Genomic DNA, 11122 nt, shown 5'->3' on the forward strand with positions numbered 1-11122 from the left:
AAGTATCCTTTCTCATTACAATTTGGTGCACATAACATGAATAAAGAAAACAGGGCGGGGAGACGGGACTCCCCGCCCTATTCAGGCGTTACATACGGAAATTAGAAGCACTCTTTGTATACGCGCTCGCTGAGCTCGATGCTCCACGGACGGTAAGAGTTGGTGATCAGACGCTGCTGGTTTGCATCAACAGACAGTGCAAATGCCTTAACGTCCTCTTCCTTGAAGCCGTACTCATGCAGCGGCTTCAGGTGCAGAACCTTCTCCAGGGTTACGTTCAGGGTGCGCAGAGCGTCTTCCTTGGTGCAGCCCAGGCAACGAGCAACGATTTCCTTGAACTTGCCCAGCTCGCCAGCCGGCTCGTACTCGTCGTACATCTCGAGGATCTTGCCGAACAGAGCGTAGTTGGACTCGCCGTGCGGAACATGGTAGGTGCCGCCGAGCGGGAAGGACATGCCGTGTACGGTTGCACAGCCAGCCTTCAGGAATGCGATGCCTGCGAACAGGGAAGCATGAACGAACTCGCCGAGGTAATCCATACGAGCGTCCGGGCCTTCCAGAGCGATGCGGCGGAAGCCCTCGAGGATCATCTCCATAGCCTTAACGGAGAACATCTCGGAGGTAACGGTCTTGCGGTGCGGGGACAGGAAAGACTCGGTAGCGTGGATCAGAGCATCGATAGCGGATGCTGCGAACGGCTTGTACGGCAGGGTCTTAAGCAGATCCGGAACCAGGCAAACCTTGTTCGGGATGATGTCGTCGGAAACCAGGCCGAGCTTGGTATCGCCGCCGGTCAGTTTGCCGTCCTTCTCGTCCTTAACGATAGCAACAGAAATGTTGGTAACCTCAGAACCGGTACCGCAGGTGGTCGGGATAGCGATAACTTCCTTCTCATGTACAACAGGCTCGCGCTTGAAGTACAGCTCATGTACGGAGGTCGGGCGCTTGCAGCCGAGCAGCTTGCAAAGGTCCATGATAGCACCGCCGCCTACTGCGATTACGCGGTCGTAGGAATCGTACGGAATAGCCTCGTACATGGTCTCGATCATAGCCTCGGAAGGCTCGCCTGCACCGAACTTCTCCTGGAATACGAACTTGCTCTTGAGGCCAAGCTCTTCCATGAAGGGCTTGTAGATGAATTCGTTGGTCAGAACGACGTCGCGCTCGCCCAGCTTGAACTCCTCAGCGAAAGCACCAAAGGTGTCAAACTTGTAAATAGTCGGGGCAATGACGATCTCTCTCTTGTCCTTCATCAGGGAGGCGCTGAAAGCATCCATAGCCATAGTAGAAACATCTCCAATCAAAAATTTTATAAAAGGCCGTGCGGCTTTTTATTACATGATTTTACAGGGTGGTTTTTTCCTGTGTTCTTATTGTAGCAAATTTGCGCCAAAACTTCAACACAAACAAACAATAATTTCATCAAAAATTGACCAACTAAACCTGTACAAAAAGACAATAAAAAGTCCCGCAATCTTATTACGGGACTATTTTAACGTATTTATTGTGATTTGTAAATGGGGTAATGGTGAAAAGTACCGAAAAGTTTTTGTATAAATTTCCGTTCTTTAGCTGTTTTGCGAAAAACGGCTCAAAAATGCGCGGGTTCGCTCGTTATGCGTATTTTCAAATACCTCTGTCGGCGTGCCCTCCTCAACGATGGTGCCGCCGTCCATGAACACGACATGATCGGCCACATCGCGGGCAAACGCCATCTCGTGGGTGACGATGATCATGGTGGTGTGCTGGTCCGCCAGTGAGCGGATAACGCGCAGCACCTCACCGGTCAGCTCGGGGTCGAGCGCCGAGGTCGGCTCGTCGAAGCACAGGATATCCGGCTTGAGCGCGAGCGCACGCGCAATGGCAACGCGCTGCTGCTGACCGCCGGACAGCTGGTGCGGATAGTGGCTCATGCGGCCCTCGAGGCTCATCATCTCGAGCAGCTCGATGGCGCGGTGCTCGATCTGCTCGTGAATCTCGCGTTTTTTCTGTTTGTAGTCCGAGCGTTCCTTGGCCTGCAGCAGGGGAGCGAGCATGACGTTCTCGAGTGCGGTGTACTGCGGGAACAGATTGAACGACTGGAACACCATGCCGAAGTGCAGACGGTTCTTGCGGATCTGCGCATCGCTCTTGGCGGCATGGTCGGCAGCGTCGAGCAGTGTCTCGCCGTTTACGATGATCTTACCCTCATTCGGGGTTTCGAGAAAATTCAGGCAGCGCAGCAGGGTGGTCTTGCCCGAGCCGGACGAGCCGATGATGGCAAGCGCCTTGCCGCGCTCTAATGTAAAACTGATGTCTTTGAGCACCTTGGTAGAGCCGAAGTTCTTATAAAGGTGCTGTACCTCCAGAATAGGCATAACGGCTCCTCCTTATTTAAAGTAATCCATTTTCTTTTCAATCCAGCCGAACAGCAGGGTCAGAATGCCGCTGAACAGCAGGTAGAATACGGCGGTGTAGAACAGCGGCCAGATAATGCCAGGGTTCTTGACGAACTTTTCGCCTGCCCACAGCACCTCGTACACCGCGATGGTACGCGCCAGTGCGGTATCTTTAACAAGGTTGATAAACTCGTTGCCCATCGGCGGGATAACGCGCTTGATGACCTGCAGCAGCGTTACCTTGAAGAAGATCTGGCTCTTGGTCATGCCGAGCACCTGACCGGCCTCATACTGGCCGCTCGGGATGCCCTGAATGCCGCCGCGGAAGATCTCCGAGAAGTAGCAGGCGTAGTTGATGACAAAGGACAGCAGAGCAGCGCTGAAGCGCGGCAGCTTGATTCCCCACACCAGAGCAGGGCCATAGTAGATAATGATGATCTGGAGCATAAGCGGCGTGCCGCGGACGATCCAGACGATGATTTTGATGAGTGCGCGCAGCGGTGTAATGCGGCTCATCGAGCCGAAGCTGATAAGCAGGCCGAGCGGCAGAGCGAATACCAGCGTCAGGCAGAAAAGCTGTACGGTGGTAACAAAGCCGCCCATCAGGCTGAGTGTTACATTGGCAAACATGTCGTTTCCTCTTTACCTCTTTTTTACTTTATTTCTTTTGACACATAAGGCAGAAGACGGTAGTCCGCCTTCTGCCTTATATTAACTGGGGAATGGGAGATTAAGCCTCCGGATCTACGATTGCTTCCTGTACGCCGTACTTCTGAGCGAAGGAAAGAACAATGCCGTCCTTGTAGGCGCCCTTATAGAAATCGTTGAATGCTTCGGTCAGGTCAGAGCCCTTGCGGAAGCCTACAACGTAGTTCTCGTCCTCCTCGCCGTTGGCCTCGTTGAGGTTTACGGTGTAGGTCAGGTTCGGGTAGCTGGTGCCCTCGCCGATCATAGCGCCTGCCATCAGCAGGTCGATCACGCAGGCATCAGAGGTGCCTGCGGCAACCTCCATCAGTGCGTCAGCCTGAGACTGAACTGCGGTTGCATTCAGACCGGCAGCCTGTGCAGCAGCCTCACCGGCGGAGCCGGACTCAACAGCGAAGGTCATATCCTTGATGGATTCGATGTCCTTGGCAGCGTCAGCCTTGTCGGACGGAACAACAACAACCTGTGCGTTGGTTGCATACGGGTCGGAGCAGTTCATGGAGGTCTTGACCTCATCGGTCAGGGTCATGCCGTTCCAAACAGCGTCAACGCCCTTGGAGTCCAGCTCCATGATCTTGTTGTCCCAGTTGATCTCGATGAACTCAGCTTTTACGCCCAGGCTCTCAGCGAAAGCCTTTGCCATGTCCGCGTCAAAGCCGACCCACTCGTCCGAGCCGTCTTCCTTATAATCCATCGGCGCGAAATCCGTGATGCCGATAACCAGCTTGCCGTTGCTCTTTACATAATCCATATCGCTCTCAGCGGAAGCCGAGGTGTCAGCCGCATCGGCACTCGAGTCGTCGGTCTTGGCAGCAGAGCCGCCGCAGCCGGACAGCATGGATACGCTCATTGCGCCTGCCATCAGCAGTGCGAGAAGTTTCTTCGTCTTCATTTTTAGAAAACCTCCTGTAATTCGGTTCATATCTTGTTTACTATTATAACACTTTAGCGCAGAAAATCAACCCCTGATTTTCATGCAGATTTTCAGCATTTTTGAAGGGTAATCGGGCGGTATTTTGTGCAAAATCTAAAATAACAGGGTGAAATATATGGAAAAGAGGACGGGGAGCGGTTGGGACGGATTCTCACTCTTTTTTGCGAACCTGTGTTGACCTGTACCCAAAAAAAGATTATAATCATAAGTAAGCATGATTGTTAAAGAATAAACAATGAAGAACAAGTAAGACGGAGGGAATCAGCGTGGATTATACTGCACTGTATCAGCAGAAGCTGACAACGGCGGATGAAGCCGTTAAGGTTGTTAAATCGGGTGACTGGGTAGACTACGGCTGGTGTACGGGTACGCCTGTTGCACTGGACAAGGCACTTGCTGCCCGCATGGGCGAGCTGGAGGACGTAAACTTCCGCGGCGGCGTACTCATGCGCCGACCGGCGGTATTCGATATTCCGAATGCAGCCGACAAGATCACCTGGAACTCGTGGCACATGTCCGGCATTGAGCGCAAGGCATGCATGGAGGGCTTCGGCTTTTACAGCGCACTGCGCTATTCTGAGATGCCGCGCTGGTACCGCGAGAACGTCCGTCATGTCAATGTAGCCATGATTCAGGTGGCGCCGATGGACGCACACGGCTGGTTCAGCTTCGGTCCGCAGGCTTCGCACCTGAAAGCCATCTGCGATGTATCCGATGTTATCATCGTTGAGGTCAACAAGTATATGCCGCGCTGCCTTGGCGGCTTTGAGGACGGCATTCACATTTCGCAGGTGGATATGATCGTTGAGAGCGACACCGAAATGCCGCAGATGGGCGCAGGCGGCGAGCCGACCGAGGTTGATAAGGCGGTTGCAAAGCTGATCGTGGAGGAAATCCCGAACGGCGCCTGCCTGCAGCTGGGCATCGGCGGCATGCCGAATACCGTAGGCTCGATGATCGCGGAGTCTGACCTGAAGGACCTCGGCGTTCATACTGAAATGTACGTTGACGCATTCGTTGACATCTCCCGTGCAGGCAAGATCAACGGCTCGAAGAAGGCCATCGACCGCGGCCGTCAGGTGTTCGCGTTCGGCGCAGGCACCCAGAAGCTGTACGATTTTGTAAATGATAATCCGGAGTGCATGTCCGCACCGGTATCCTATACCAACGATGCGCGCACCATTGCACAGATCGACAATTTCATTTCCATCAACAATATCGTGGATGTGGATCTGTTCGGTCAGATGAACGCAGAAAGTGCCGGTATCAAGCAGATTTCCGGTGCAGGCGGCCAGCTGGACTTCGTTCTGGGCGCGTATCTGTCTAAGGGCGGCAAGAGCTTCATCTGCTGCTCGTCCACCTTTAAGAAGAAGGACGGCACGCTCGAGAGCCGAATTCGTCCGACGCTCGAGAACGGCTCGGTCGTTACCGATGCCCGTCCGTGCGCGCACTGGTTTGTCACCGAGTACGGCAAGGTGAACCTCAAGGGTCTGACTGCATGGCAGCGCGCAGAGGCTCTGATCTCGGTTGCGCATCCGGATTTCCGCGAGCAGCTGATTCAGGAAGCGGAGAAGATGCGTATCTGGAAGCGCTCTAATAAGAGATAAAATGCTGTCGCGGAACTCCAGTTCCGCACGGTGTTTGCTACTGTTTATAAGAAAACGCTCTGTGAAAACAGAGCGTTTTTTCTTATCTAATTAAAGAGAGATACGCAGAATAAACTGCTGATTCCTGACCGAAAAGCTGTATACACCGCCGTATCGCTCGACGATGCTGCAAATGCTGTGCACGCCGATGCCGTGTCCAGCGCGGTTGGAGACCGGCACGCCGTGGCTGAACTGCACCGGCTGCGTGCAGTCGTTGACAACCTGCAGGAAGAACTTTCCGGCTTTTTCGTATGTCTGCACCTCAATGTGTCCGGGAATGCCGTCCGCGCGCTCGCTGCATGCGTGAATCGCATTCTCAAGCGCGTTGGAGAGCAGCACGCACAGGTCGCTCTCGGCAAGCGGCAGCTGATTGGGCAGCACGGCATGCACCGCAAGCGGGATGCCCTGCGCCTTGGCGCGGTCGGCAAACGATGAGAGAATCAGGTTTGCGGCCTCGTTTTCGCAGTAAACGGTCACGCGGCTGGCTTCGATTTCCTCGCTGATGGAGTGAATGTACTGCAGTGCCTGCTCATACTGCTCATTCTCGATGCAGGCGGTGATGTACTGCAGATGATGCCGCAGATCATGCCGGTAGGCGCGGGTTTTCTGCTGAGAGATACGCAGTGCTTCAATCTCACGGACGGCCTGATGCACCTGCAGGTCAAGATTGCTTTTCAGCTCCTCCAAATGCAGCCGTGCGTGCTGCTCTATGGAAATGTGAATCAGGAACAGCAGGTACGCCGCACTGCACACGAACGGCATGAACTCCACGACTACGGCCGAACCGGAGAACAGCAGGTCGGTGTAAACGCGGGTGGCATAGTCAAACGCATAGTACACCGCGGGCACAATGCCGAACTGACACTGCACCGCCCGCGAATACTGCGACACCGACCGGATGGCAGGTGCGGTCTTGAGCAGCAGAATGAGCAGCGGCACGGTGACGATCATTTCCACAGCGTACTGCATGGTGTCTCCGCCGGAGAAGATGGCGACCGCGATCAGCGCCAGCCAGCGCCGCAGCTGACAGCACAGGTACGCCGTCAGCACGGAAATCACCGGCCACAGGCGTTCATGACTGAGCGAGCACAGCGCAAGCACAAGCGGCAGGTGGGTGTGCAGCGGATACAGATAGCGTCCGAAGCCCGGGTCCACACCGAGGTAGGCGATGCCGGACAGGCAGAAGATCATCAGCGTGTACAGCAGCATGCGCTTTTTCGCCTTGGGCGTCCAGTGGATATTGCAGAATGCCGCAGAGAGCGCGATGCCGAACAGCGTAACGGCAACGGAGTTGCAAAGGTCAACAGCGAGTGCGATCATGTCAGGAACACCTGCTCTTTCTGAAAGGCGTGTTCAAGGTACGCATCCTTGATGTCGTTGTAGCGTCCGCGCGGAATGGGCAGCTCGGCACGGCTGGACATGACAAGCGTTTTCGGCGTGATCGTCTGGATATGCTCTAAATTTACAAGGTAGGAGCGGTGAATACGCAGAAAATTCCTGTGTTCGGCAAGGCTTTCGCACAGGCTGTCCATGCTGCCGGCGGCCTCGAGCACGGTGCCGTCAGTCTTGTGCAGCAGCAGGGAACGGCGGATGACCTCGCAGTATTCCAGCTTGTCCAGTTCAACGCGCGTGATGCCGGTTCTGCAGCGCAGAATCAGGCTGGCGCTGCTCTCGCGCGAGCAGGCGGCAATGACCGAATCCATCAGCCGGAAGAAGCTCTCTGGCCAGATCGGCTTGAGCTGATAGAAATACGCGCCCACCGTATACGACTGCACGGCAAACTCTGCGGATGAGGTGAGAAAGATGATCTTCACGTTGGAGTCATACTGACGGATCTCACGGGCGGCTTCGATGCCGTTTTCGCCGGGCATGAGCACATCGAGCAGCAGAATGTCAAAGCGTGCGCCCTTTTCAATGGACGCCAGCAGCTCGAACGGGCTTTGGAAGGCTGTCGGGGCGATATCGGCGTTGTGTTCCGCACGGTAGCTGCCGAGCAGCTCGTGCAGTTCATCGAGCACGCTGGGATCGTCGTCGCAGAAGCCAATCTGGATCATGGTTCTCATTTCCTTTCTTTTTATACAGGGAACAGATCATTTGTAATCGCGGCGGGTCTTGTCCGGTTCCCAGCCGTCGAGCGGGTAGCGCTGCATGGCACCGAAAATGCGCTCGCGCACACCGGGCATGGTCTTTTCGAGACTTTTCAGCAAATCCTTGATCTCCTGCCGCTTGGTGTTGCCGTCCGCCGGACACGGATTGTGCACGATCGGCAGCTCGTGCCGTTTGGCGAACGAGCGCACATAATGCTCCGGCACATACAGCAGCGGACGAATGAGCGTGATGTCGGCGCGGTCGAGGTAGGTTACCGGCGAAAAGCACGAAATGCGGCCCTCATAGAATAAGGAAAGCATGTAGGTCTCGACTACATCGTCAAAGTGATGGCCGAGCGCAACCTTGCTGCAGCCTGCCTTGCGGGCGGCATCGTGCAGAGCGCCGCGGCGCAGCTTGGCACAGAGCGAGCAGGGGTTTTCCTCGTGGCGGATATCAAACACAATAGGGCCGATCTGGGTGGGGACGCGGATGTACTCGACGCCCAGTTGGTCGCACAGCGTCTGCACAGGGGAGAAGTCCATCTCATCATAGCCCATCTCCAATGTAATAGCCACGACTGTAAAATGGTGCGGATAAAAGCGGCTCAGCTGGCTGAGCGCCACGAGCAGCGCGAGCGAGTCCTTGCCGCCGGAAACGCCGACCGCAATCCTGTCGTCCTCATCTATCATATGGTAATGGTCCACCGCACGGCGGACATAGGAAAGCATTTTCTGCATAACAGTCTCCTTTTTGATCGTACATATTAAAATTTATCAGAAAACGTCAAAAATCGCAAATGCAAAAAATGAAATGCAAAGTGAGTATTCGGGAGTATGAGAGAGATTAAAAGAGAAAACAAGAGAATGTATTGGATTGCAGATATTTTTTTAAAATTTCGCTTGACTTGCGCAAAATGATGTGTTTTAATAAATATGCTCGTTTCGAGCGATCAATCAGTTGTCAAAGTATTTTTGATATATATAAACGGAGGAAAAAACCATGTCTACTTTTATGGCTAAGGCAGAAAATGTCGAGCGTAAGTGGTATGTACTGGACGCAGCTGGCAAGCCGCTGGGCCGTACTGCTGCAACCGCTGCAATGCTGCTTCGCGGCAAGCACAAGACCACGTTCACTCCCCATGTTGACTGCGGCGATTTCGTAATCATCGTCAACGCTGACAAGGCGGTTCTGACCGGTAAGAAGCTCACCCAGAAGTACTATCGTCATCACACCGGCTGGGTCGGCGGTCTGAAGGAAGTTCAGTACAAGACCCTGATGGCTGAGAAGCCGGAGTTCGCTATGCAGCTCGCAGTTAAGGGCATGCTGCCGAAGAATTCCATCGGCCGTCAGTCCGCTACCCGTCTGAAGGTATTTGCTGGCGAGAACCACAATCATCAGGCTCAGAAGCCCGAGAACTGGGAAAAGTAAGGGAGGATTAACTGATGTATACACCTAAGAAGGCATATTTCTATGGCACCGGCAGAAGAAAGTCCTCTGTTGCCCGCGTTCGTCTTTTCCCGGGCGGCACCGGTGAGATCAAGATCAACAACCGCACCATCGATAACTACTTCGGTCTTGAGACCCTGAAGATGGTTTGCCGTCAGCCGTTCGAAGTAACCGGCACCGAGGGCAAGTTCGACGTAGAGTGCACCGTAACCGGCGGCGGCTTCACCGGCCAGGCTGGCGCAATCCGTCACGGCATCGCTCGTGCTCTGCTGCAGGCTGATTCCGACCAGTACCGCGCAGCTCTGAAGGCTGCCGGCTTCCTGACCCGCGATCCGCGTATGAAGGAACGTAAGAAATACGGTCTCAAAGCAGCTCGTCGCGCTCCGCAGTTCAGCAAGCGATAATCGACTGCTCAGACAATATCAAAATGGTTCAAAAAGCCCGGAAAATCAAGGTTTTCCGGGCTTTTGCTATATCTAAACGGGCTGATATGGTTTGACCAAATTTGGCAAAACGAGAGCCGATTTCATCCAATTTTTAGTGGTCCGCAAGTGGTTAACTGGCCAAAAAGAGGGCGAAAAGAGGGGGAAGTGGTTCCCAAAGTGGTTAACCGAGAGCCGATTTTTGGGGTGCTTTTCAGCCCTCCTTTCCCTCGTTTTTTGGCTGTGGCAGTTTGGCATAGTTTGAGCTAATTTGAATAATTGAATATGAATTTGATGTAGCACACAGTATAAATGCTGGGTGCTTTTTTCATTTCAGGAACTCGTATTCCGGCGATAGAAAGAGCCGTCACTTCACTGTTAATTTTGAAGTGGCGGCTTTTTCTATTTCCAGAAACAACAGCAACAATCAGAAATGAGGTGAAGTCAATGAACACGCAAATCATCGCCATTGCCAACCAGAAAGGGCGCTATGTGCCAGTGGCACATGTTCAGCGCCGACCGGAGCGGGAGCGGAGAAGCGTTGGCAAGACAACGACCTGTGCCAACTTGGGAATCGGGCTGGCACAGGCTGGGAAGAAAGTCCTGCTGATCGACGGAGATCCGCAAGGGAGTCTGACGATTAGCTTGGGCAATCCACAGCCTGACAAGCTGCCCTTTACGCTGTCGGACGCTATGGGGCGTATCCTGATGGATGAGCCGCTTCGTCCCGGCGAGGGTATCCTGCACCACCCAGAGGGTGTAGACCTGATGCCTGCGGACATCCAGTTATCCGGTATGGAGGTATCCCTGGTAAACGCCATGAGCCGTGAGACTATCTTGCGGCAATATCTGGACACGCTGAAGGGGCAATACTCCCATATCCTCATCGACTGCCAGCCCTCCCTGGGTATGCTCACAGTCAATGCGCTGGCCGCTGCGAACAGGATCATCATTCCCGTTCAGGCGGAGTATCTGCCCGCCAAAGGGCTGGAACAGCTGCTCTCCACGGTAAACAAGGTAAAGCGGCAGATCAACCCCAAGCTCCAGATAGACGGTATCCTGCTGACGATGGTGGACAGCCGAACCAACTTTGCCAAAGAGATCTCCGCGCTCCTGCGTGAGACCTATGGCAGCAAGATCAAAGTATTCGGCACAGAGATCCCCCACTCTGTCCGGGAAAAGGAAATTAGCGCAGAGGGAAAAAGTATTTTCGCCCATGACCCTGGCGGCAAAGTGGCAGAGGGGTATCGAAATCTGACGAAGGAGGTGTTGAAACTTGAAAAGCAGCGCGAAAAAAATAGAGCTGGCCTCGGTAGATGATCTATTCTCCACCGAAGAAGGCCGTCAAGATGCAAAGCTGGAAAAGATTCAGGAGATTCCGCTGTCTGAGCTGCATCCCTTTAGGAACCACCCATTCAAAGTCAAGGATGATGAATCCATGATGGAAACTGCGGACAGTATCCGGCAGTATGGTGTGCTGGTTCCGGCGATTGCAAGACCTGA

Annotated in this window: 11 protein-coding genes and 1 pseudogene; 5 read left to right on the forward strand and 7 right to left on the reverse strand. The window is 54.0% G+C overall.

All coding sequences use genetic code 11. The features are described from left to right. Positions 1-101: 101 nt before the first annotated feature. From DW724_RS06505 to DW724_RS06520, 4 genes are all read right to left on the reverse strand, one after another. The gene (locus DW724_RS06505; protein ID WP_227600691.1) at positions 102-1283 is read right to left on the reverse strand and encodes a 4-hydroxybutyrate dehydrogenase; all 1182 of its coding nucleotides are present in this window, start codon (positions 1281-1283) and stop codon (positions 102-104) included. Positions 1284-1568: 285 nt separating this feature from the next. Then, on the reverse strand, positions 1569-2357 hold the full coding sequence (locus tag DW724_RS06510; RefSeq protein ID WP_118760999.1) for an amino acid ABC transporter ATP-binding protein: 789 nt from the start codon (positions 2355-2357) through the stop codon (positions 1569-1571). Between the two features lie 12 nt (positions 2358-2369). After that, positions 2370-3008 (reverse strand): amino acid ABC transporter permease, encoded by a 639-nt coding sequence (locus DW724_RS06515; protein WP_110437402.1) that lies wholly within the window; start codon positions 3006-3008, stop codon positions 2370-2372. Positions 3009-3108: 100 nt separating this feature from the next. Then, the gene (locus DW724_RS06520; protein ID WP_118761000.1) at positions 3109-3975 is read right to left on the reverse strand and encodes a transporter substrate-binding domain-containing protein; all 867 of its coding nucleotides are present in this window, start codon (positions 3973-3975) and stop codon (positions 3109-3111) included. Between the two features lie 308 nt (positions 3976-4283). On the opposite strand from DW724_RS06520, the gene DW724_RS06525 reads away from it, so the two are divergent. Continuing rightward, positions 4284-5624, forward strand: a complete 1341-nt coding sequence (locus DW724_RS06525) for a butyryl-CoA:acetate CoA-transferase (RefSeq protein WP_110437404.1) — start codon at positions 4284-4286, stop codon at positions 5622-5624. Between the two features lie 90 nt (positions 5625-5714). Here DW724_RS06525 and DW724_RS06530 read toward each other — a convergent pair whose 3' ends face one another. The 3 genes from DW724_RS06530 to DW724_RS06540 are packed head-to-tail and all read right to left on the reverse strand — an operon-like array spanning position 5715 to position 8488. Further along, complete coding sequence (locus tag DW724_RS06530) at positions 5715-6983, reverse strand: sensor histidine kinase (protein ID WP_118761001.1); 1269 nt, start codon at positions 6981-6983, stop codon at positions 5715-5717. Continuing rightward, positions 6980-7717 (reverse strand): LytR/AlgR family response regulator transcription factor, encoded by a 738-nt coding sequence (locus tag DW724_RS06535; RefSeq protein ID WP_117492061.1) that lies wholly within the window; start codon positions 7715-7717, stop codon positions 6980-6982. The genes DW724_RS06530 and DW724_RS06535 overlap by 4 nt, the downstream gene beginning before the upstream one ends. Before the next feature lie 36 nt (positions 7718-7753). Then, positions 7754-8488, reverse strand: a complete 735-nt coding sequence (locus DW724_RS06540; RefSeq protein ID WP_118761002.1) for a tRNA lysidine(34) synthetase — start codon at positions 8486-8488, stop codon at positions 7754-7756. Positions 8489-8750: 262 nt separating this feature from the next. Between DW724_RS06540 and rplM the strand changes: the two genes are divergently transcribed. From rplM to DW724_RS06570, 4 genes and pseudogenes are all read left to right on the forward strand, one after another. Next, on the forward strand, positions 8751-9179 hold the full coding sequence (gene rplM / locus DW724_RS06545; protein WP_116704844.1) for a 50S ribosomal protein L13: 429 nt from the start codon (positions 8751-8753) through the stop codon (positions 9177-9179). Between the two features lie 14 nt (positions 9180-9193). Then, positions 9194-9601 carry a 30S ribosomal protein S9 gene (gene rpsI / locus DW724_RS06550; protein WP_110437409.1) on the forward strand — a complete coding sequence of 136 codons (408 nt, stop codon included), beginning with the start codon at positions 9194-9196 and terminating at the stop codon, positions 9599-9601. 465 nt (positions 9602-10066) lie between these two features. Then, the gene (locus DW724_RS06565; RefSeq protein ID WP_118761003.1) at positions 10067-10939 is read left to right on the forward strand and encodes a ParA family protein; all 873 of its coding nucleotides are present in this window, start codon (positions 10067-10069) and stop codon (positions 10937-10939) included. Continuing rightward, positions 10896-11122 (forward strand): annotated as a pseudogene (locus DW724_RS06570) (ParB/RepB/Spo0J family partition protein); the annotation flags it as partial. The gene DW724_RS06565 and the pseudogene DW724_RS06570, both read left to right, overlap by 44 nt.

It is taken from the genome of Butyricicoccus sp. AM27-36 (assembly GCF_003480945.1).
Lineage (GTDB): Bacteria > Bacillota > Clostridia > Oscillospirales > Butyricicoccaceae > Agathobaculum > Agathobaculum butyriciproducens.